The organism is Streptomyces violaceusniger Tu 4113 (assembly GCF_000147815.2).
GTDB classification, from domain to species: domain Bacteria; phylum Actinomycetota; class Actinomycetes; order Streptomycetales; family Streptomycetaceae; genus Streptomyces; species Streptomyces violaceusniger_A.
The window spans coordinates 1,579,989-1,601,837 of the sequence record NC_015957.1 but is presented as its reverse complement, the minus strand read 5'-3'; the positions used below and the strand labels follow the sequence as shown (position 1 = coordinate 1,601,837).

The following is a 21,849-nucleotide window of genomic DNA, read 5'->3' as shown; positions in this document are numbered from 1 at the left end:
CTAGCGTGGCGCATACGCGCTGCTGGTCGATGCCCGGGTGAGGGGCAGCGCCGCGGCCCCTCACCCTCAGCTCAACGGATCAGAAGCACTCGTTCTTGCCCTTGCTGACCTTCATCGAAAGGCCGGAGAGCTTGAACGTGCCCGCACTGGTCGCCCAGGCGGTCTGCTTCACACCGACCAGCGTCGCCGAATCGGACTGCTGGCCGAACGACCCGGGATCGGCCACATCGCCCTTGTTGATGCCGGGACCCTTGTGGGAGTCCCCCGCCGCCACACCGATGTCGATCCCACGGAACGTGGCGTCCGCGTTGAGCTGATCGAGATCGATGAAGAGGTTCTTGGCCTCGACCTGCTTGCTGCCGTTGCCTGCCGTCAGCTTCAGCGACACATCGCCGAAGACGGGAACCGGGATCACGACGGACTGGCACAGGCCCTTGAGCTTCGCGCTCTTGAACGCCGACACCGCGACGGGGATCTTCTTGCCCCCGTGCTGGGTGTCCAGCGCGCCGTACTGCGCGAACCCGGTGCCGTCGAGCCGGTCGACCGAGACCTTGAACTGCTGACCGGACACGTTGAACGAGGCCGCGAGCGCACCCTGGGACAGGGCGACGCCGATCGCGGCCGTGGCAGCAACGCTCGGCACCATGACAACGGCGAACCGCTTCCATCTGGTGCCGCCACGAGCCACGGACTCCATGACTTTCCTCCTTCTCGGACGTACATCTCCGGCCGGGGCGAACCCCGGACCTGGGATGGGAGAAGTGCTACGTCCTCGGGAAGGAGAGCGCCCACGTCTGACAGGCGCACACCGCACCCGCAACACCGGCGATCACCCCCGAGCGACAACCACTGGCCACGCAATCTCGCGCAACCTCCTGGACAGGCCCTGCCTTTTGGGCAGAGACCCCCCTGTCCACGGCCGACGCCACTGCCGCCGGCCTGCCCGGTGGGGACCCAACCACACCGACGCGCCGACCGGATGCCGAGCTACGGGGGGGATGGACCGAGCTTGGCCGATCGTGGTCCATTCCCGGCCCAGGCACAAGGGGTTCGTTACTAGCGAGTAACGGACGGATAACCGATCTGCGGCAGGACGGTCGAGATCAGGCACGCAGGGTTGCCGGACAGTGACCGGAAAGAGAGGGAGATTTACTCCAAGACCGGACAAAGCCGGGGCTCACATTTACTGGCAGTAACAGCGACCGCGTTTACCAAGTTTTGGTAAAGAGCGGCCGCTGTGTTGTTTGAGGAGCCCGAGGTCAGAACAGCACGCGCGCCAACGCGCTGCGCGCCGCCACCACTCGGGGGTCCTCACCGCCGATCACCTCGAACAGGCTCAGGAGATGAACGCGGGCCGCGTCCCGATCGTCCCCGGCCGTACGACGCACCGTGTCCACCAACCGCCCGAAGGCGTCTTCCACATGACCGCCCACCACGTCCAGGTCGGCCGCCGTGATCTGGGCCTTGGCATCCGCGGGGCTCTCCGCGGCCGCCTTGCGCGCCTGCGTGGCGTCCACTCCCTGGACGCGCTCCAGCAACTGGGCCTGGGCCAGACCCAGCTTCGCCTCGTCGTTGGCCGGGTCGTCGGCGAGCACGCTCTGGTACGCCCGCACCGCACCGCCCAGGTCCCCGGCGTCCAGCGCCTGATGGGCCGCGCCGAGCGCGGTCTCCTGCGGCGACTCGGGGACCTCCGGGGCGGCCTCCTCGACGGCCTCGTCCTGGGCACCGGGTTCAACAGGCGTACCCACGATGCCGAACTGCTGCTCGGCCGCCTGGATGAGCTGGTCCAGCACCTGGCGGATCTGCGCCTCGGGTGCGGCACCCTGGAAGAGCGGCACCGGCTGGCCCGCGATCACCGCGAAGACCGCGGGGATGCCCTGGACGCCGAACTGCTGGAAGAGCATCTGGTTGGCGTCGACGTCGATCTTCGCGAGGACGAACTGCCCGGCGTACTCCGTGGCCAGCCGCTCCAGGATGGGGCCGAGCTGCTTGCACGGCTCGCACCACTCGGCCCAGAAGTCGATGACGACCGGCACTTCGGTGGAGCGCTGCAGGACGTCCTGCTGAAAACCCGCTTCGTCGACATTGAAGATCAGACGGGCGGGCGCGGCGGCGCCCCCGGAGCGGGCCGCCTGGGCCCGCGCCGTCTCCGCCTTCTGCTTCGCTTCTCCGGCCGCCTTCACCGCGGCGAGGTCGACCACTCCACTCATGGACATGTTCCGTGGCTGCATGGTCCTATCCTCCCCTCTTCCCGCGGTGAAGGGAAAAGCGCCTCGGCCGATGGCCCGTCCGTGGCACACCCTTACGCTACGAGCCGTAGCGTAACTCACCCGGGACGTATGCGGTACTGGCGGGTAGGGTGCCGCGCATGAGCCCGTCCGCACGCCGCACCGGGCGCCCGCGCAGCGCCGAGGCCGACCGAGCCATCCTGGGCGCCACCCGTGCCGCCCTGGTGGAACTGGGCTGGGCGAAGCTGACGCTGGGCGATGTGGCGGCCCGCGCCGGGGTCGCCAAGACGACGCTCTACCGCCGCTGGGCCAGCAAGTGCGAGCTGGTGGTGGACGCCATCGCGGCGGCCTTCGACGAACACCTGGAAGCGACCGACCGCGGCAGTCTGCACGCCGATGTGGAGGCCGTGGTGATCCGGCTGGGGGCGCTGCTGGAGCGGCCCGAGACGGGCACCGCGCTGATGGCCGTCATCGCGGAGGCCATGCACGACGAGGCGCTGCGGTGCCGGGTGCGCTCGGAGATCGTGGACCGGCAGAAGCGGCTGGTCACGGTCGGCCGGGAGCGCGCCCGGCTCCGCGGTGAGCTGCCGCGCGAGGAGGACCCGGAGGAGTCGGCCCGCAACGCGGACCTGATCTTCGACACGGTCGCCGGGGCGGTGCTCCACCGGCTGATGATCAGCGCGGAACCGGTGGACCCGCGATGGGCGCGGGACTTCACGGACCTGCTGCTGTACGGACTGACCGGGGCGGATTCCGGCGGCGCCGCGGCCGGACCCGCCCCGGACGGGGCTCAGAAGCCGGCCGGCTCCGTATAGACGCCCCACTCGTCGCGCAGGGCGTCGCAGATCTCGCCGAGGCTCGCCTCGGCGCGCACCGCCTTCAGCATCGGCTCGATCATGTTGGAGCCCTCGCGGGCGGCGGCGACCAGCGCCCCCAGCCCCTCGGCGATCTCGGCCTCGTCCCGGCCGGCCTTACGGGCGCCCAGCACCCGCACCTGCTCGCGCTCGACCTCGTGGCCGACCCGCAGGATCTCCAGATCACCGGTGACCGAGCCCTCGTGGCAGTTGACGCCGACGACCTTCTTGTCCCCCTTCTCCAGGGACCGCTGGTACCGGAAGGCGGATTCGGCGATCTCGCCGGTGAACCAGCCGTCCTCGATGCCCTGGAGGATGCCGGCGGTGATCGGCCACTCGGGCTGCCGGCCGTCCGGCACCGTGCGGCGGCCGCGCTCCTTGATCTGCTCGAAGATCTTCTCGGCGTCGGCCTCGATCCGGTCGGTCAGCGCCTCGATGTACCAGGAACCGCCCAGCGGATCGGCCACATTGAGGACCCCGGTCTCCTCCATCAGCACCTGCTGGGTGCGCAGGGCGATCTCGGCGGCCTGCTCGCTGGGCAGCGCCAGGGTCTCGTCCAGGGCGTTGGTGTGCAGCGAGTTGGTGCCGCCGAGGACCGCGGCGAGGGCCTCCACGGCGGTCCGTACGACGTTGTTGTACGGCTGCTGGGCGGTGAGCGAGACCCCGGCTGTCTGGGTGTGGAACCGCAGCCACTGCGCCTTCTCGGTTTTCGCCCCGTAGACATCGCGCATCCAGCGGGCCCAGATCCGGCGGGCGGCGCGGAACTTGGCGATCTCCTCGAAGAAGTCGACATGCGCGTCGAAGAAGAAGGACAGCCCGGGTGCGAAGGCGTCGACGTCCAGCCCGCGGGAGAGGCCGAGCTCCACATAGCCGAAGCCGTCGGCGAGGGTGTACGCGAGCTCCTGCGCGGCCGTCGCCCCGGCCTCGCGGATGTGGTACCCGGAGACCGACAGCGGCTTGTACGCCGGGATCCCCTCGGAGCAGTACTCCATCAGGTCGCCGATCAGCTTCAGATGCGGCTCGGGCGGGAAGAGCCACTCCTTCTGCGCGATGTACTCCTTGAAGATGTCCGTCTGGAGGGTGCCGTTGAGCCGCGAGATGTCCACGCCCTGGCGCTCGGCGGCGACCAGGTACATGCAGAAGACGGGGACGGCCGGACCGCTGATGGTCATCGAGGTGGTGACATCTCCGAGCGGGATGTCCTTGAAGAGGATCTCCATGTCGGCGGCGGAGTCGATGGCGACACCGCAGTGGCCGACCTCGCCGAGCGCGTGGGAATCGTCGGAGTCGCGGCCCATCAGGGTCGGCATGTCGAAGGCGACCGAGAGCCCGCCGCCGCCCGCCTTCAGGATCATCTTGTAGCGCTCGTTGGTCTGCTCGGCATTGCCGAACCCCGCGAACTGGCGGATGGTCCAGGCCCGGCCCCGGTAACCGGTGGCGTAGAGGCCACGGGTGTACGGGAACTCGCCGGGCCAGCCGATCCGCTCGAACCCCTCCACGGTGTCGCCCGGGGCGGGTCCGTAGACCGGCTCGACGGGATCCCCCGACAGCGTCGTGCGCGTCCAATCCCTTGGGGGCTTCGCCCCCAAACCCCCGGCCGCGTCGCGCCTGTGTGCCGCGTCGTACCGGGCCTGCCACCGTCGGCGGCCCGCCTCAATGCCTTCGGCGTCCATGCTTCAAAAGTACTAGGACGTCCTACTAATTGTCGACGCGAAACTCGCCACACTGGGCCGAACGGGGATATTCCGCTCCCCGGCCGCGCGCCTCGTCCAGCCCCGGACGGACGCGCGGAAGGGACGCGCGGAAGGGCTGCAAACCGCCGGTCAGACCTGCGCGGGCGCGGGCTCGGCGCCGCTGACCAGCGGCTCCACCTCGCGGGTGACCTTGCGCTCGACGAAGAACGCGGCCGTCGGGATGGTGCCCGCGACCAGCACCCACAGCAGCTTGCCGAACGGCCACCTGGCCTTGGAGCCGAGGTCGAAGGCGAAGACCAGGTAGATGATGTAGAGCACGCCGTGGATCTGGGAGACCACGAGCGTGAGGTCCTCGCCCGTGTCGAAGCCGTACTTGAACACCATGCAGGTGCAGAGCACGAGCAGCATCACTGCGGTGACGTAAGCCATGACCCGGTAGCGGGTCAGCACGCTGCGTTTCATGCCCTGAGCGTAACCGCCCGTTCCGGGGCGATCTTCGCCGCCCCCGGATGTTCGTCAGCTCTCCTCGAAGTCCTCCGCGGCGACCCTCAGCGGGCGCAGCATCTCGAAGATCCTGCCGCAGTCCTCGGCGTCGTAGACTCCGAGCCCGAATTCCATCGCCATCAGATCGCGGGTGGCCGATTCGACCACCTCACGGCCCCGGTCGGTGATCGAGGCCAGGGTGCCGCGGCCGTCGTTGGGGTTCGGCCGCTTGTCGACCAGACCCGATTTGACCAGGCGGTCCACCGTATTGGTGACCGAGGTCGGGTGGACCATCAGCCGCTCGCCGATCTTCGACATCGGCAGCTCACCGGACTTGGAGAAGGTGAGCAGCACCAGCGCCTCATAGCGCGCGAAGGTCAGTCCGTACGGTCTGACGACCGCGTCGACCTGGCTGAGCAGAATCTGGTGGGCCCGCATGATCGAGGTGATCGCGCCCATGGAGGGCACGGACCCCCACCGCTGCTTCCAGAGCTCATCGGCACGGGCGATGGGGTCGAACGACAGGCTGAGCGGCTTCGGCACACCACCGACCCTACCGGCCGGTCATATCGTGGTCAGCCCTATCTCACACTTCGGGCCGGGCGGGCCCGGAGACGGTGCGCCGCACCTCCAGCGCCACCAGCAGCGAGCACAGCGCCCCGCAGCCACCCGCCGTCGCGGCCACCACATGGACCGGTACGAACTCGGCGACCGCGCCGGAGACCGCCATGCCAAGACCCTGCGCGGTCATCAGCCCGGCCGTCAGCACCGTCATCGCCCGGCCGCGCAGCTCGTCCGGTACGGCGGCGAGAAACCACTGGTCGAGGCCGAGGCTGTAGGCGATACCGCAGCCGGTCAGCATCTGCAGGGCCAGCGCCCAGCCGAACGAGGGACGGACGGCGTACCCCAGGGCGGGCAGCATCGCCAGGACGCCGACCGGCAGCGTCAGCCGGGCCCGGGCCCGCGGCCCCAGCAGCGAGCCCACCAGCACCTCGCTGGCGATCGCGCCGACCGGCATCCCGCACATCAGCAGCCCGAGCCCCACCGAGCCGAGCCGCAGCCCATCGGAGTACGGCGTCAGCAGGGCCTCCGGCATCACCACGAACATCGGCGGCACCCACGACAGCAGCATCAGCGCCCGGATCCGGCGGTCCGCGAACAGCCGCCGCATCCCGCTCAGCGAGTCCCCGAGCAGCGCCCCGCCCCCGGCCACCTGCCGCGCCGGGCGGCGGCGGGTGCCGAAGCGGAGCACCAGCGCCGAGCCGGCGAGCGCCGCCGCCGTGAGCGCCAGCGCGGCCCGCGGCGAGACGGCGGCCAGCAGCAGGCCGCCGACCCCGAACCCGGCGAGCTGCGCGGTCTGGGCGGTGATCCGGATGACCGAGCGGCCCAGGACGAAGGCGTCGCCCTCGCCGAGGATGTCGCCGAGCGTCGCCGAGCGGGTCCCGCTGAACACCGGCGAGATCGCGGCGGGCACACAGCGCAGCGCGAGCAGCGCGGCCACCGGCATCCCCGGCACCACCATGGCGGCCACGCATCCGGCGTGCACCAGATCGCAGACCACCAGCACCCGGCGGGCCGGGAAGCGGTCGGCGACGGAGGACAGCAGGGCGCCGCCGATCACATACGGCAGCATCGAGGTGGCGAATGTCAGGGCGCTGAGCAGCGGCGATCCGGTGAGCCGATAGACCAGCACGGACAGCGCGAGCTGGCCGACCACCTCGCCGAGCATGGACACCAGGTGCGCGGCGAAGACGGCCCGGAACTCCCGGACCGCGAACACCGCGCCGTAGCCAACGCCCCCCGGACCCCGCGACGGCCCCAGGTCGTCACCGGGCACGAGCTCGGGTCGGGAGGCGTGCGCGTCGGGGCGCGACTCGGCAGGGCCCGTCGTACCGGGCCCGGAGGGCGTTGCCATGCCGGAAGCGTGCCCGTACGGGCGGTGCGGGCTCTAGTGTTTCGGCCTGAGCCGAATCTTCGCGATCGGGGGGCGACGCCATGCCACTGCAGATGAATTTCGGCGCCGACGATCTGCTGCGCTGCCGGTTCGCCATCTCGCCCCTGTGCCAGACGCATGAGGCGGTGCGCACGCTGCGCCGGCCCGAGCGGCACGGCTACCACCTGCCCTGGCTGCGGCGGGTGCGGGAGGCGGTGACCGGGCTCGATCTGTCGGAGCTGTGGCTGCTGCTGCCCAGGCGGGGCGGCTACACCCCGGACTTCCTGGGGCCGCCGCCGGAGGTGCCGTACGCGCCGTTCGAGGACGAGCTGGCGCGGATGCGGGCCACGGACCCCGCCGCCGCCCACCGTGAGCTGGTCCTGTCACTGGCGTGCACCCCGGGGGCCGCCGAGTCCCCGCGGGGCCGGGCGATGCTGGCCGATCCGGCGCGGGCCGTCCAGCGGCTGGCCGATGTGACCGAACGGGCCTGGCGGGCCCTGGTCGCACCGGACTGGCCCCGGCTGCGGGCCCTGCTGGAGGCCGATATCGGCTATCGCTCACGGCAGTTGGCCGACGGCGGCCTGGAGCGGCTGTTCGCCGATCTGCGGCCCGCGCTGCGCTGGACCGACGGCACGCTCACCATCCGTACCTCCGCGCTCCCCGCCCGGACGCAGGACCTGGGCGGCCGCGGGGTGCTGCTGATGCCCAGCGTCTTCGTCTGGCCGGACGTGGTGAGCGGCTTCGCCCCGCCGTGGCAGCCCACGGTGATCTATCCGGCGCGCGGGGTCGGCGGGCTGTGGCGGGAGCCGGACGCGGAGGGCAGGGACGCGCTCGTACGCCTCCTGGGCGCCGGCCGCGCGGCGGTCCTCGCCGGTCTGGAGGAACCCGCCTCCACCTCGGCCCTGGCCGCCCGCCTCGGCCTCGCGCCCTCGTCGGTCTCGGCCCATCTCGCGGTGCTGCGCGCCGCCGGACTGCTCAGCTCACGGCGCCAGGGCCATCAGGTGCTGTACGAGCGCACACCGCTCGGCATGGCCCTGGTGGGCGGGGGCTGAGCGGCCTCGGGGCGGTCAGTCGGACAGCTGACGCTCGACCGTATCGACCTTGGAGGTCAGACCGTCCGTGACACCCGGACGGATATCGGCCTTGAGGACCACCGAGACCCGGGGCGCCCGCGCCTCCACCACGGCGACGGCGCGCTTGACGACGTCCATGACCTCGTCCCACTCGCCCTCGATCGAGGTGAACATCGCGTCCGTACGGTTCGGCAGCCCCGACTCACGGACCACCCGCACCGCGTCGGCGACGTACTCCCCCACGTCCTCGCCGACGCCCAGCGGCGTCACCGAAAAGGCGACGATCATACGTTGACCACGCCCTCCTTACGGGCGCGGGCCGCGATCACACCGGCCTCGGTCTCCCGCTTGAGCTTGCGCTCGGCGAAGAAGCCGCCGGTGGGCAGGACGGAGAGGACGAAGTACAGGGCCGCGGTCTGCCACTTCCACTTGGTGCGGTTCCAGGCGTCCGCCCAGAAGACCACGTAGAGGATGAAGAGCACACCGTGCACCATGCCCATCACCGGCACCGCGTTGAAGTCCGAGGTGCGCTTGAGCACCGAGCAGATGAGCAGCAGCAGGAACGACACGGCCTCGGGCGCGGAGACCAGGCGGAGCCGGCGCAGCGCGGTGGCGGTCTTGAAGTCCACGAGAGCACCTTCGTGTGAAGAGGGGTACGGCAGAACACAGACCGGCTTGTGAATGAATGCACAAGCCTGCGCCCATTGTCGCAGCTTCGCGGGCGATCATGGCCCGGGGGGGCACCCCCAGTCCCCGGCGCTCCCTGTCCGCCGACGTCAGAGCCCGCTACCGTCGGCTCCGTGGCTCAGTTTCGGCTCCAGGGAAGCAGGGTGCTCGCGGTCGACCTGACCGGCGACTCCGTGAAGGCCAAGAACGGCGCGATGGTCGCCTACGAGGGGGAGATGACCTTCAAGAAGAAGACCGGCGGCGGCGAGGGGCTGCGCGGGATGGTGACCCGGCGGCTCACCGGGGAGCAGATGGCGGTCATGGAGGTGAAGGGGCACGGCACGTGCTACTTCGCCGACCGGGCGAGCGAGATCAACCTGGTGTCGCTGCACGGCGAGAAGCTCTATGTGGAATCCAGCAATCTGCTGTGCACGGACTCCGCGCTGCGCACCGGCGCCTCCTTCACCGGGCTGCGCGGCTCCTCCCAGGGCAACGGCCTGTTCACCACGACCGTCGAGGGCACCGGCCAGGCCGCCCTCGTCTCGGCCGGCACGGCGATCGTGCTGCGCGTCACCCCGCAGACCCCACTGCAGGTCGACCCGGGCGCGTACCTCGCCCACACCGGCGGTCTCAAGCAGCACTTCCAGGCGGGGGTGAACTTCCGGGCACTGATAGGCGAGAGCGGCGGGGAGTCCTTCCAGATCCGCTTCGAGGGCGACGGGCTGGTCTACGTCCAGCCCAGTGAGCGCAACACGATCGGGGGTGAGCTGTGATGCCGTTCACCTTGCTCACCTCACGCATGGTCGAGGCCCAGGTGCTGCCGGGGCAGACCCTGTTCAGCCAGCGCGGCGCGATGCTCGCCTACCGCGGGGACGTACGGTTCACCCCCAGCATCACCGGCGGACAGCGCGGGGTGCGGGGGATGATCGGGCGGCGGATAGCCGACGAGGACACCCCGCTGATGACCGTCGAGGGCCAGGGCACGGTGATGTTCGGGCACGGCGGCCACCACGTCCAGGTGATCGACCTGGTCGGCGACACCCTCTATGTGGAGTCGGACCGGCTGCTGGCCTTCGACGGCTCGCTGCGCCAGGGCACGATGTTCATGGGCTCGCAGGGCGGCGTGATGGGCATGGTGCGCGGCCAGGTCACCGGGCAGGGGCTGTTCACCACCACCCTGGAGGGGCACGGCTCCGCGGCGGTCATGGCGCACGGCGGGGTGCTGGAGCTGCCGATCGGCCCGGGACGTCCGGTGCATGTCGATCCGCAAGCCTATGTCGCCCACCGGGGTGATGTTCGCAATAAGCTCTCGACGGCGATCGGCTGGCGCGAAATGGTGGGCCGCGGCTCGGGGGAGGCGTTCCAACTGGAGCTGTCCGGCACCGGCATGGTCTATGTCCAGGCATCGGAGGAGAAGCTGTGAACGGCCCCGTCATCCACGACGCCTGGACGCTGCCCGTCGACGACAACATCAATCCGTACGCCTTCAGCGTGGACCTGAACGGCCAGTGGTTCCTGCAGAAGGGGAAGATGGTCGCCTACTACGGGCAGATCGACTTCCATGGCGTGGGGCTCGGCCACCTCGACCACCTCATCGCGTACAGCTTCCACTCCCCGCTGCACGCGGCGGACTGGGTGGTGGCCGAGGGCCAGGGAAAGATGGTGCTCGCGGACCGCGCCTTCGACGTCAACTCCTATGACCTGGACGACGGGAACCTGTCCATCCGGTCCGGCAATCTGCTGGCCTTCCAGCCCTCGCTGTCGCTGAAGCAGTCCATCGTTCCGGGCTTTCTCACCCTCATCGGCACCGGGAAGTTCGTGGCCGCATCCAATGGGCCCGTGGTCTTCATGGAGCCGCCGATCCGGGTGGATCCGCAGGCGCTGGTGGGCTGGGCGGACTGCCCGACACCGTGCCACCACTACGACCACCAGTATCTGCGCGGCTTCCTCGGGGCCATCAGGTCGCGCACGGGGATCGGGGGCGCCTCGGGCGAGGAGCACCAGTTCGAGTTCGTGGGCGCGGGGACCGTACTGCTGCAGTCCACGGAGCAAGTCGTCGCCGAGATATCGGTCGGCGAGACAGGGGGTACCGGTTCGTGAGCGCGAGCGTGCGGAGTGTAACGTCGAACAGGTGACCTCTAGCCCGATACATCCATTGGTTCGGAATTCAACTTCTATAGGTAGAATACATCCCATGGAGACCGAGAACGGCACGCGCTGGCTCAGCGATGAGGAACAGCGCGCGTGGCGCACCCACCTGGATGTCAGCCGGCTGCTGACCTACCAGCTCGAAAAAGACCTGCAGCCGTTCGGCCTGACCATGAACGACTACGAGATCCTGGTCAACCTCTCGGAGTCGGAGGACCGCCGGATGCGGATGAGCGATCTCGCCTCCGCGACCCTGCAGTCCAAGAGCCGGCTGTCCCATCAGATCACCCGGATGGAGAACGCCGGCCTGGTCCGCCGCGAGAACTGCGAGTCCGACCGACGGGGGCTGTACGCCGTGCTGACCGAGCACGGCTGGGAAACCATGCGCAAGGTCGCACCCCACCATGTGGCGTCCGTGCGCAACCACTTCATCGATCTGCTCGCGCCGGAGGACCTCAAGGCGCTGTACGGATCGCTGGTGCCCGTCGCGGAGCATCTGCGCGCCCAGCGGGGCCGGGTCTAGGAGCCCGCCGCAGCTCGAACAGGGCACCGCCGCCGTGGCGCACCGCCACGTCCCCGCGACGATGGCGAGGCCGAGCCCGGCCCCGCCATCGTCGCGGCTGCGGGCGTCGTCGACCAGATTGCCCAGCACCCGGGCCGGCTGCCCGCACGAGTCCGGCACCGCGACCGTACGCACCGGCACCCGGTCCCCCAGCCGCTGGGTGCGGAGCGAGGCCACCGGGGGAGCACAGCTCATAGCCGTGGCGGGCACCCACGCGTCCTTCAAGGTCACCCAGGCCCCGTCCGACGGCGAGGGAGAGCCGCCGACGAGGCAGGAGGGGACGGGGTCGCAGGGGTGGTGTCCTGGACGCTTACGTGTATTTGTGGCGCCAATCCCCGACCAACTCAACGCCCCCGGCCAATGGCGCCGTAAATATACGGTCCAGGGCGCCGCACCGGAGGCCCCGGCCCCGCACCCACAACGCACCCCGGGCGCACCCACAACGCACCCTCAGCGCACCCACAACGCGGCACCCGGGCGCGCCCACAACCGCCCGGGCACCCCAATGCACACCCGTCACCCCCGCTCGGTGACCCCCGCCACCAGCTCATCCGCCGCCGTATACGGATCCAGCCCACCGGCCACGACCCGCTCCGCGAGCGCCCCCAACCGCCGATCCCCGTGCAGATCGCCGATCCGCTCCCGCAGCGCCGTCACCGCGATCGTCTCGACCTCGCCCGCCGCCCGCCGCATCCGGCGCTCCGCGAGCACCCCGTGCTCCTCCATCCACGCACGGTGCTTCTCCAGCGCCTCGACGACCTCCTCGATCCCCTCGCCACGCGCCGCCACGGTCTTCACGATCGGCGGCCGCCAGTCCCCCGGCGCCCGCCCCTCCCCCAGGCCCAGCATGTGGTTGAGCTCGCGGGCCGTGGCATCGGCCCCTTCCCGGTCGGCCTTGTTGACCACGTACACATCGCCGATCTCCAGGATCCCGGCCTTGGCCGCCTGGATCCCGTCCCCCATCCCCGGCGCGAGCAGCAGCACACTGGTGTCGGCCTGGGCGGCGATCTCGACCTCGGACTGACCGACGCCCACGGTCTCCACCAGCACCACATCGCACCCGGCCGCGTCCAGCACCCGGATGGCCTGCGGGGCCGCCCAGGCGAGCCCGCCGAGGTGGCCCCGCGTGGCCATGGAGCGGATGTAGACGCCGGGGTCGGAGGCGTGCTCCGACATCCGTACGCGGTCGCCCAGGAGCGCCCCGCCGGAGAACGGCGAGGAGGGGTCGACGGCGAGGACGCCCACCCGCTTGCCCATCCGCCGGTAGGCGGAGACGAGCGCGGAGGTGGACGTGGACTTGCCGACGCCCGGCGAACCGGTCACCCCGACCACATACGCGCCCCCGGCCAGCGGAGCGAGCGCGGCCATCACCTCGCGCAACTGCGGCGAGGCGCCCTCGACCAGCGAGATGAGCCGGGCGACCGCACGCGGCCGCCCTTGCCGCGCCTGCTCCACCAGCGTGGGCACATCAGCCATGGGTGCCGTACTCCTTACCGCTCCATCATCGCTACATCACAACGGAAACCGACGCCCCGCAAGGAAAACCACCTACAGGCAGCCGCCCACAGGCAGCCGCCCACAGGCAGCCGCCTACAGGCAAACCCCCACAGGCAGCCACCCACAGACGACAACCGCCTACTCCCCCGCCGGCACCCGCAGGATCAGCGCATCCCCCTGCCCACCCCCACCGCACAACGCCGCCGCCCCGGTCCCGCCCCCACGCCGCCGCAGCTCCAGCGCAAGATGCAGCGCGATCCGCGCACCGGACATCCCGATGGGGTGGCCGAGGGCAATCGCACCCCCATTCACATTCACCCTTTCGGGGGAAACACCTAGATCCTTCATCGACTGCACGGCGACCGCGGCGAACGCCTCGTTGATCTCGATGAGGTCGAGATCGTCGACCGTCAGCCCCTCCTTGCCCAGGGCGTGCGCGATCGCGTTGGACGGCTGGGACTGGAGGGAGTTGTCGGGTCCCGCCACATTCCCGTGGGCGCCGATCTCGGCGATCCACTCCAGCCCCAGCTCCTCGGCCTTCGCCTTGCTCATCACGACGACCGCGGCGGCCCCGTCCGAGATCTGCGACGCCGTGCCCGCGGTGATCGTCCCGTCCTTGGCGAACGCGGGCCGCAGCCTGCCCAGCAGCTCGGTGGTGGTCTCGCCGCGGATGCCCTCGTCCTTGTCGAAGACCACCGGCTCGCCCTTGCGCTGCGGGATCTCCACGGGGGTGATCTCGGCGTCGAAGAGGCCGTTCTTCTGGGCGGCGGCGGCGCGCTGGTGGGACTGGGCGGCGAACTCGTCCTGCTCGGGGCGCTGGATGCCCAGCCGGGTGTTGTGCTTCTCGGTGGACTCGCCCATGGCGATGGACTCGAAGGCGTCGGTCAGCCCGTCGTGCGCCATAGCGTCGAGCATCTCGACCGCGCCGTACTTGTAGCCCTCGCGGGACTTGGGCAGCAGATGGGGGGCGTTGGTCATGGACTCCTGCCCGCCCGCGACCACGATGTCGAACTCGCCCGCCCGAATGAGCTGGTCGGCCAGGGCGATCGCGTCCAGCCCGGAGAGGCAGACCTTGTTGATCGTGAGGGCGGGCACGCTCATCGGGATGCCGGCCTTGACCGCCGCCTGCCGGGCCGGAATCTGCCCGGCGCCCGCCTGGAGCACCTGCCCCATGATCACGTACTGCACCTGCTCGGCGCCGACCCCGGCCCGCTCCAGCGCGGCCTTGATCGCGATTCCGCCCAGGTCCGCGCCGGAGAACGAACGCAGGCCGCCGAGCAGCCGTCCCATGGGCGTCCGGGCGCCCGCCACCATCACAGAGGTCGTACGAGTCATTGGTGCATCCCCTTCACGAGGAGAAGGAAGTTAACGAGGGTTATCGTCAATGTACTGACGAGTACCCGCGCGGTCACCGGCGCATCGGTGTGATCGCGCGCACGTTGCGTAACCGGCTGTGCGGCGGTGCACTGTTCCCATGCTGACGAGAATCGACCACATCGGGATCGCCTGCTTCGACCTCGACAAGACCGTTGAGTTCTACCGTGCCACGTACGGCTTCGAGGTGTTCCACTCCGAGATCAACGAGGAGCAGGGCGTCCGCGAGGCCATGCTCAAGATCAATGAGACCTCCGACGGCGGGGCCTCGTACCTGCAGCTCCTGGAGCCGATCCGGGAGGACTCCGCGGTCGGCAAGTGGATGGCCAAGAACGGTCAGGGCGTCCACCACATCGCCTTCGGCACCGCCGATGTCGACACCGACTCCGAGGCCATCCGCGACAAGGGCGTCCGGGTCCTCTACGAACAGCCCCGCCGTGGCTCGATGGACTCCCGGATCACCTTCCTCCACCCCAAGGACTGTCACGGTGTGCTGACCGAGCTCGTCACCGCCGCGGACCCCGCCGCCCACAAGGGCGAAGAGGATCACTGAAGCGGACCACTGACCTACCCCTTCCCCGGCCGGTAGAGTGCAGCATCGGCCGGGGTACGGAATCGGAAAGGGATCGGGGTCCGGCCCGGGCTTCGCCGATGATCTGACACCATTTCTTCGGAAGGGCCAGCTCCGGTCCGACCCGGCACGCACTTCGCCTGGTCGGTACCGCAAGGGAACCGTCGAGGAACCCCTGGGCACCGCAAGGGACCACGGGGGGACCACGAGGGTGACGGAGCCGGCCGCCAATGCGACCAGGGGACGGATGGGACCGCGCAGTGCGGGGCTACGACCGCTACGAGCCTGACGACCAGCTCTCCAAGTTCGAGGCCGAGATGGAGCGGCTGAAGACCGAGCGTGAGAAGGCCGTCCAGCACGCCGACGACCTCGGCTACCAAGTCGAGGTGCTGCGCGCCAAGCTGCATGAGGCGCGCCGTAACCTGGCGGCCCGCCCCGCCTACGACAGCGCCAACGTCGGCTACCAGGCAGAGCAGTTGCTGCGGGACGCCCAGCTCCAGGCGGACCAGCTACGCACCAACGCCGAGCGGGAGCTGCGCGAAACCCGGGCGCAGACCCAGCGGCTGCTCCAGGAGCAGGCCGAGCGGCAGGCCCGGCTGGAGGCCGAGCTGCACGCCGAGGCCGTGGCCCGGCGCCAGCGGCTGGACCAGGAGCTGGCCGAGCGCCGCGCCACCGTCGAGTCGCATGTCAACGAGAACGTGGCCTGGGCCGAGCAGTTGCGGGCCCGTACCGAGGCGCAGGCCCGCCGGCTCATGGACGAGTCCCGGACGGAGGCCGAGCAGGCCCTGGCCGAGGCGCGCGCCGAAGCGCAGCGCATGACCGAGCAGGCCCGTCAGCGGCTGGGCTCCGAGGCGGAGGCCAGCCGTGCCGAGGCCGAGGCGATTCTGCGCCGGGCCCGCAACGACGCCGAGCGGCTGCTGACCAACGCGGGCACCCAGGCCCAGGACGCCACCGACCACGCGGAGCAGCTCCGCACCACCACCGCCACCGAGGCGGACCAGGCCCGTCGTAACGCCGCCGAGCAGACCCGCGCCGCCGAGCAGCGGATGCAGGAGGCCGAGCAGGCGCTGCGCGAGGCGCGCAGCGAGGCCGAGAAGGTCGTCACCGAGGCCAAGGACGCGGCGGCCAAGCGGCTCACGGCCGCCGAGTCGGACAACGAGCAGCGCACCCGTACCGCCAAGGCGGAGGTCGCCCGGCTGGTCGGCGAGGCCACCAAGGAGGCCGAGCGGCTACGGGCCGAGGCCGAGCAGTTGCGGGACGACGCCCGCGCCGAGGCCGAGCGGATGGTCGCCGAGGCGGGCGACAACGCCCGGGCCAGGGCCGCCGAGGACTCGGCCGCCCAGCTCGCCAAGGCGGCCCGGAGCGCCGAGGAGGTGCTGACCCGCGCCTCGGAGCAGGCGCAGGCCACCACCAAGGCGGCCATCGACGAGGCCGAGCGGATCCGGGGCGAGGCCGAGGAAGAGGCGGACCGGCTGCGGGCCGAGGCGCACGACACGGCCGAGCAGCTCAAGGGCACGGCGAAGGACGACACCAAGGAGTACCGCGCCAAGACCGTCGAGCTGCAGGAGGAGGCCCGCCGGCTGCGCGGCGAGGCCGAGCAGCTCCGGTCGGAGGCGGTCGCCGAGGGCGAGCGGGTCCGCACCGAGGCACGCCGGGAGGCGGTCCAGCAGATCGAGGAGGCGGCCAGCACCGCCGAGGACCTGCTGACCAAGGCGAAGGCCGACGCGGAGGAGACCCGCTCGGGTGCCACCGCCGAGAGCGAGCGGGTGCGCACCGAGGCCATCGAGCGGGCGAACGCACTGCGCCGGCAGGCCGATGAGCTGCTGAAGCGGGCCCGCGGCGAGGCCGAGGAACTGGTGACCTCGGCCGAGGAGCAGGCCGAGCGGGTCAAGTCGGAGGCGTCCACCGCGGCCGAGGAGCTGCGCGAGGAGGCCGAGCAGGCCGCCGAGGACCGCCGCTCCGAGGCCGAGGGCGAGCTGAACCGGCTGCACCAGGAGGCCGAGCAGCGGCTCTCCTCCGCCGACGAGGCGCTGCGGGACGCCCGCACCGAGGCGGAGCGGCTGCGCAAGGAGACCGCCGAGGAGATCGAGCGGCAGCGCGCGGAGTCCGCCGAGCGGCTGAACGCGCTGCGCCAGCAGGCGGAGGACGAGGCTGTACGGCTGCGCGACGAGGCCGCCGCGGACGCGTCGAACGCGCGCGCCGAGGGCGAGTCGGTGGCCGTACGGCTGCGCAGCGAGGCCGCCGCGGAGGCCGAGCGGCTGCGCACCGAGGCCCAGGAGACGGCCGACCGGGTGCGGGCGGAAGCGGCGAGCGCCGCCGAGCGGATCGGTACCGAGGCCGCGGAGGCCCTGGCCGCCGCCCAGGAGGAGGCGGCCCGCCGCCGCCGCGAGGCCGAGGAGCTGCTCGCCGACGCCCGCGAGGAGGCACAGGCCGAGCGGACCGCGGCGCGGGAGCAGAGCGAGGAGCTGCTGGCCGCCGCCCGGAACCGGGTCTCCGAGGCGCAGACCGAGGCGCAGCGGCTGGTCGAGGAGGCCGAGCGGCGCTCGGCCGATCTGGTGGCCGCCGCCGAGCAGACCGCCCAGCAGGTGCGGGACTCGGTCGCGGGGCTGCACGAGCAGGCCGAGCAGGACATCACGGCGCTGCGTGCGGCCGCGGAGCACGCCGCGGAGCGGATGCGCGGCGAGGCGCAGGGCGAGGCCGACCGGGTCCGCGCGGACGCCCAGGACGAGCGGGAGCGCGCCTCGCAGGACGCCACGCGGGTGCGGCAGGAGGCCCGGGAGGAGTCCGAGGCCGCCAAGTCGCTCGCGGAGCGCACGGTCGCCGAGGCGATCGCCGAGTCGGAGCGGCTGACCGAACAGGCCCGCGCGGAGGCCGGCAGGCGCCGCGCGGAGGCCGCCGAGCAGGCGGACCGGCTGGTCACCGAGGCCACCCACGAGGCCGAGCGGCTGCGCGCGGAGGCCAACGAAACGCTCGACGAGGCGCGCCGTTCGGCCCACAAGAGCCGTGCGGAGGCGGCCGAGCAGGCCGACCGGCTGGTCGGCGGCGCGACCGAGGAGGCGCAGCGGCTGGTCTCGGAGGCCACCACGCGGGCGCAGGCGCTGCGTACGGAGGCGTCCGACGCACGGGCGACGGCGGAGCAGGACGCGGCCCGCACCCGGGCCCAGGCCCGCGGCGATGCCAACAACATCCGCTCGGAGGCGGCCGAGCAGGCCGACCGGCTGGTCGCCGAGGCCCGGAACGAGGCCGAGCGGCTGCACGCGGAGGCCAGCGGCGAGGCGGAGCGGCTGCGCAGCGAGGCCGCGGAGACCGTGGGTTCGGCGCAGCAGCACGCGGCGCGCACCCGCGCCGAGGCCGAGCGGATCGAGACCGAGGCGGCCGCCGAGGCGGAGCGGATCCGTAACGAGGCGCAGGCCGAGGCCGACCGGCTGGTCGACAGGGCGCGCGAGGACGCCAACAAGCGGCGTTCCGACGCCGCCGAGCAGGCCGACCGGCTGGTCACCGAGTCCTCGGCGGAGGCCGAGCGGCTCACCTCCGAGGCGCGGGAGGCCGCGCTGCGCACGGCGACCGCGGCCGAGGAGCAGGCCGACACCATGGTGGGCGTGGCCCGCCAGGAGGCGGACCGGGTGCTCTCCGAGTCCACGGCCGAGGCCAACGGCATGGTGGAGAAGGCCCGTACGGACTCCGACACCATGCTCAGCGAGGCCCGGGGCGACGCCACGGCCATCCGGGAGCGCGCCGAGGAGCTGCGCACCCGTACCGAGGCCGAGGTCGAGGAGTTGCACGAGCGGGCCCGCCGGGAGTCCGCGGAGCAGATGAAGTCCACCGGCGAGCGGGTCGACAAGCTGGTCGCGGCCGCCACCGCGCAGCTCATGAAGGCGGAGGAGAAGGCCAAGTCGCTGGTCACGGAGGCGGAGAGCGAAGCGAGCCGGGTGCGGATCGCGGCGGTGAAGAAGGCCGAGGGTCTGCTCAAGGAGGCCGAGCAGAAGAAGTCCGAGGCCGAGCGGGAGGCGGAGCGGCTCCGGAACCAGGCCACGGACGAGGCGCAGCAGATCGTGGACGAGGGCAAGCGCGAACTCGAGTTGCTCAAGCGACGCCGCGAGGACATCAACGCGGAGATCTCCCGTGTCCAGGACGTGCTAGAAGCGTTGGAATCCTTCGAGACCCCCGCGTCAGGTGGCGCGGGTGGCAAGGAGAACAACGGAGTCAAGACGGCGGCGGGCGCGGGTGCGACGAGGAGTGGAAAGCGGTCCGAGGGGTAACCGTATGCGGGGGACGAGGGTCGGCTGTGCCCGTCCGCGTCAATTTCGCGTAACTCTCGCGTCGGTCTGCGTCCATCACGGCATGTCCGTATCATCCCGACGAGTGACGAGGTCTCCGTCTTACTGCCACTCAAAAGGCTGGACATTCTGCAGATCAAACAGACGTTGACTCGATGACACGCCGCTCGGACCCCTAGGATTCCCTCTATCACCTCACCGGTCTCTTTCGACAGGAACCCCATGAGCGACACTTCCTCCCCCTTCGGCTTCGAGCTCGTGCGGCGTGGGTACGACCGCGGTCAGGTGGACGACCGCATTTCCAAGCTCGTCGCCGACCGTGACAGTGCACTGGCCCGTATCACCTCTCTGGAAAAGCGCATCGAGGAGCTGCACCTCGAAACGCAGAACGCTCAGGCCCAGATCAACGATTCGGAGCCGTCCTACGCGGGGCTCGGCGCCCGGGTCGAGAAGATCCTTCGTCTCGCCGAGGAAGAGGCGAAGGATCTGCGCGAGGAGGCTCGGCGCGCCGCCGAACAGCACCGTGAGCTGGCCGACTCGGCCGCCCAGCAGGTCCGCAACGACGCCGAGTCGTTCGCCGCCGAGCGCAAGGCGAAGGCCGAGGACGAGGGCGCGCGGATCGTCGAGAAGGCGAAGGGCGAGGCGACCACGCTGCGCCAGGAGGCGCAGAAGGACGCCCAGTCCAAGCGCGAGGAGGCGGACTCCCTCTTCGAGGAGACCCGCGCCAAGGCCGCGCAGGCCGCCGCCGACTTCGAGACCAACCTCGCCAAGCGCCGCGAGCAGTCCGAGCGCGACCTGGCCTCGCGTCAGGCCAAGGCCGAGAAGCGGCTCGCGGAGATCGAGCACCGCGCCGAGCAGCTCCGCCTCGAGGCCGAGAAGCTGCGCACCGACGCCGAGCGCCGCGCCCGCCAGACGGTGGAGACCGCGCAGCGCCAGGCCGAGGACATCGTGGCCGACGCCAACGCCAAGGCCGACCGGATCCGCAGCGAATCCGAGCGCGAGCTCGCGGCCCTCACCAACCGCCGCGACAGCATCAACGCCCAGCTCACCAACGTCCGCGAGATGCTGGCCACGCTGACCGGCGCGGCCGTGGCCGCGGCCGGTGCCCCGGGCGAGGACGAGGCGGCCACCCGCGGCGTCCCGGCCCAGCAGTCCCGGTGACCCTCGGTCCCAACGGAGCGTACGATGCCCCGCGCCGCCACGAGCGGCGCGGGGCACGCGCATGTCTGGGGCAGGCAGCCTGAGTTCCGGGCCAGGACCCGGCTGACGCCGTGCGGACAAACCAGCCCCTCCGGCACGTGGGGAAATCCAGCCCCTCCGGCACGTGGGGAAATCCAGCCCCTCCGGCGATTGAGGAGCGGGGGTCCGGGGGCGGAGCCCCCCCGCAGGGCCAGGGCGGAGCCCGGCCACCCAGCCCCTCCGGCGATTGAGGAGCGGGGCCCAGGGGCGGAGCCCCGGCCGGGGCCGGGCAGGGGCCCGGTTTCGGGAAGGGGCGGGGTGGGGGAGACACCCCTCCGTGACCGACCGCACCCTCCCCACCCTCGGCTTCGCCGACATCCCCGCCAAGCACCCCCTCACCTACCCCGGCCGCCCCATCACCCGCCCCACCCTCCTCACCGCAGGCGAACTGTGGGAGCTCACCCCCACACCAGGCGGCCGCCTCGGCACCTGGACAGTCGACACAAGCGTCGGCGAAGGCCCGATGGAAAGCCCGAGGGAGCCGCTCGACGCCCTCCTCACCACCCTCGGCCACCCCTCGACCCCCCACCGCCACCCCATCATCGCGGTCGGCTCCAACGCCTCCCCCGCCCAGCTCCACCACAAGCTGTCCCGCCCCGGCCACCCGGCCACCGTCCCCATGGTCCCGGTCGACGTGCACGGCATCGCGGTCGGCTGCTCGGCCCACATCGGCCGGTACGGTTACGTGGCCTCCGCCCCGTACACCGCGCCGGGAGCCCGTACCCCCCTCGTCATCAGCTGGCTGGACGCCGAGCAGCTCGCGGCCGTGGACGCGACCGAGTACCCCAACTACCGTCGCGTCCTGCTGCCCGGCACGGAGTACCCGATGGTGATGCCGTCCGGCGAGCGACTCGGCGGCGCGTATCTCTACGTCGGCGAGCGCGGAGTGCTGATGTCCCCGGACGGCACCGAACGCCCCCTCCCCGGCGGCGGCGACCAGAGCGCCCTGCTCACCCGCCTGCTCGCCGGTTCGCCGCGGCTGCGCGAACTCCTCGGGCCCGACCCCGGCGCCTGGGTCGCCCGCGCGGGCGCCGACCCCGTCGTACGGAAGTCCGGCACCCGGATCTTCCAGGAGGAGGGCTGGACACTCCCACAGCCCGACCTCCTCCGCTGCCCGGAGGACGACCACGATGGCCACGACGGCCCCGCAGACCCCGGGGACCTCGGGGACCTCGGGGACCTCGGAGGCCCCCGAAACCCCCGAGGTCCCAAGAGTTACGGTGCGCTCACATCTCCCGAATAGCGGGAAC

The 21,849-nt window shown here is 71.4% G+C and carries 20 protein-coding genes; 10 read left to right on the top strand and 10 right to left on the bottom strand.

Annotated features, from left to right (window positions below; translation table 11 throughout):
• Positions 1–79 precede the first annotated feature (79 nt).
• Together STRVI_RS07215 and STRVI_RS07210 are read right to left on the bottom strand one after the other, a co-directional pair.
• Positions 80–697 carry a DUF6230 family protein gene (locus tag STRVI_RS07215; protein WP_014054967.1) on the bottom strand — a complete coding sequence of 206 codons (618 nt, stop codon included), beginning with the start codon at positions 695–697 and terminating at the stop codon, positions 80–82.
• Positions 698–1,259: 562 nt separating this feature from the next.
• Positions 1,260–2,231 (bottom strand): tetratricopeptide repeat protein, encoded by a 972-nt coding sequence (locus tag STRVI_RS07210; protein ID WP_014054966.1) that lies wholly within the window; start codon positions 2,229–2,231, stop codon positions 1,260–1,262.
• A gap of 137 nt (positions 2,232–2,368) precedes the next feature.
• Here STRVI_RS07210 and STRVI_RS07205 point away from each other — a divergent pair, with 137 nt between their 5' ends.
• On the top strand, positions 2,369–3,043 hold the full coding sequence (locus tag STRVI_RS07205) for a TetR/AcrR family transcriptional regulator (protein ID WP_014054965.1): 675 nt from the start codon (positions 2,369–2,371) through the stop codon (positions 3,041–3,043).
• Here STRVI_RS07205 and STRVI_RS07200 read toward each other — a convergent pair.
• The 4 genes from STRVI_RS07200 to STRVI_RS07185 form a co-directional block, all read right to left on the bottom strand.
• Positions 3,019–4,755, bottom strand: coding sequence for an acyl-CoA mutase large subunit family protein (locus STRVI_RS07200; RefSeq protein WP_014054964.1), 1,737 nt, complete (start codon positions 4,753–4,755; stop codon positions 3,019–3,021). The genes STRVI_RS07205 and STRVI_RS07200 overlap by 25 nt on opposite strands.
• Before the next feature lie 150 nt (positions 4,756–4,905).
• A complete protein-coding gene (locus STRVI_RS07195; RefSeq protein WP_014054963.1) occupies positions 4,906–5,238 on the bottom strand; it encodes a DUF3817 domain-containing protein in 333 nt (110 codons plus the stop codon).
• A 54-nt stretch (positions 5,239–5,292) separates the two neighbouring features.
• Entirely contained in the window at positions 5,293–5,802 is a 510-nt protein-coding gene (locus tag STRVI_RS07190) for a MarR family winged helix-turn-helix transcriptional regulator (RefSeq protein ID WP_014054962.1), read from the bottom strand.
• Positions 5,803–5,845: 43 nt separating this feature from the next.
• Complete coding sequence (locus STRVI_RS07185) at positions 5,846–7,174, bottom strand: MFS transporter (RefSeq protein WP_014054961.1); 1,329 nt, start codon at positions 7,172–7,174, stop codon at positions 5,846–5,848.
• An 80-nt stretch (positions 7,175–7,254) separates the two neighbouring features.
• Here STRVI_RS07185 and STRVI_RS07180 point away from each other — a divergent pair, with 80 nt between their 5' ends.
• Positions 7,255–8,244 (top strand): ArsR/SmtB family transcription factor, encoded by a 990-nt coding sequence (locus STRVI_RS07180; RefSeq protein WP_014054960.1) that lies wholly within the window; start codon positions 7,255–7,257, stop codon positions 8,242–8,244.
• Positions 8,245–8,259: 15 nt separating this feature from the next.
• Here the strand turns inward: STRVI_RS07180 and STRVI_RS07175 are convergent, their stop codons facing one another.
• Both STRVI_RS07175 and STRVI_RS07170 read right to left on the bottom strand, forming a co-directional pair.
• Entirely contained in the window at positions 8,260–8,553 is a 294-nt protein-coding gene (locus STRVI_RS07175) for an MTH1187 family thiamine-binding protein (RefSeq protein ID WP_014054959.1), read from the bottom strand.
• On the bottom strand, positions 8,550–8,894 hold the full coding sequence (locus STRVI_RS07170; protein ID WP_014054958.1) for a DUF3817 domain-containing protein: 345 nt from the start codon (positions 8,892–8,894) through the stop codon (positions 8,550–8,552). The genes STRVI_RS07175 and STRVI_RS07170 overlap by 4 nt, the downstream gene beginning before the upstream one ends.
• 171 nt (positions 8,895–9,065) lie before the next feature.
• On the opposite strand from STRVI_RS07170, the gene STRVI_RS07165 reads away from it, so the two are divergent.
• The 4 genes from STRVI_RS07165 (at position 9,066) to STRVI_RS07150 (ending at position 11,602) form a co-directional block, all read left to right on the top strand.
• Positions 9,066–9,704 (top strand): AIM24 family protein, encoded by a 639-nt coding sequence (locus STRVI_RS07165; protein ID WP_078505155.1) that lies wholly within the window; start codon positions 9,066–9,068, stop codon positions 9,702–9,704.
• Positions 9,704–10,354: an AIM24 family protein gene (locus tag STRVI_RS07160; RefSeq protein ID WP_014054956.1), complete on the top strand. Its 651-nt coding sequence runs from the start codon at positions 9,704–9,706 to the stop codon at positions 10,352–10,354. Before STRVI_RS07165 ends, STRVI_RS07160 begins: the two co-directional genes overlap by 1 nt.
• A complete protein-coding gene (locus STRVI_RS07155; protein ID WP_014054955.1) occupies positions 10,351–11,031 on the top strand; it encodes an AIM24 family protein in 681 nt (226 codons plus the stop codon). The genes STRVI_RS07160 and STRVI_RS07155 overlap by 4 nt, the downstream gene beginning before the upstream one ends.
• Positions 11,032–11,125: 94 nt before the next feature.
• The gene (locus tag STRVI_RS07150; RefSeq protein ID WP_014054954.1) at positions 11,126–11,602 is read left to right on the top strand and encodes a MarR family winged helix-turn-helix transcriptional regulator; all 477 of its coding nucleotides are present in this window, start codon (positions 11,126–11,128) and stop codon (positions 11,600–11,602) included.
• 555 nt (positions 11,603–12,157) lie between these two features.
• Here STRVI_RS07150 and meaB read toward each other — a convergent pair.
• Together meaB and STRVI_RS07140 are read right to left on the bottom strand one after the other, a co-directional pair.
• On the bottom strand, positions 12,158–13,117 hold the full coding sequence (gene meaB / locus STRVI_RS07145) for a methylmalonyl Co-A mutase-associated GTPase MeaB (protein ID WP_014054953.1): 960 nt from the start codon (positions 13,115–13,117) through the stop codon (positions 12,158–12,160).
• A gap of 159 nt (positions 13,118–13,276) precedes the next feature.
• The gene (locus STRVI_RS07140; protein WP_043235512.1) at positions 13,277–14,455 is read right to left on the bottom strand and encodes an acetyl-CoA C-acetyltransferase; all 1,179 of its coding nucleotides are present in this window, start codon (positions 14,453–14,455) and stop codon (positions 13,277–13,279) included.
• Positions 14,456–14,612: 157 nt separating this feature from the next.
• On the opposite strand from STRVI_RS07140, the gene mce reads away from it, so the two are divergent.
• From mce to STRVI_RS07120, 4 genes are all read left to right on the top strand, one after another.
• On the top strand, positions 14,613–15,065 hold the full coding sequence (gene mce / locus STRVI_RS07135) for a methylmalonyl-CoA epimerase (protein ID WP_014054951.1): 453 nt from the start codon (positions 14,613–14,615) through the stop codon (positions 15,063–15,065).
• A gap of 248 nt (positions 15,066–15,313) precedes the next feature.
• A complete protein-coding gene (gene scy / locus STRVI_RS07130; protein WP_014054950.1) occupies positions 15,314–19,342 on the top strand; it encodes a polarized growth protein Scy in 4,029 nt (1,342 codons plus the stop codon).
• Positions 19,343–19,582: 240 nt separating this feature from the next.
• Positions 19,583–20,521 (top strand): cellulose-binding protein, encoded by a 939-nt coding sequence (locus STRVI_RS07125; protein WP_014054949.1) that lies wholly within the window; start codon positions 19,583–19,585, stop codon positions 20,519–20,521.
• 355 nt (positions 20,522–20,876) lie between these two features.
• A complete protein-coding gene (locus STRVI_RS07120) occupies positions 20,877–21,842 on the top strand; it encodes a hypothetical protein (RefSeq protein ID WP_014054948.1) in 966 nt (321 codons plus the stop codon).
• Positions 21,843–21,849 lie beyond the last annotated feature (7 nt).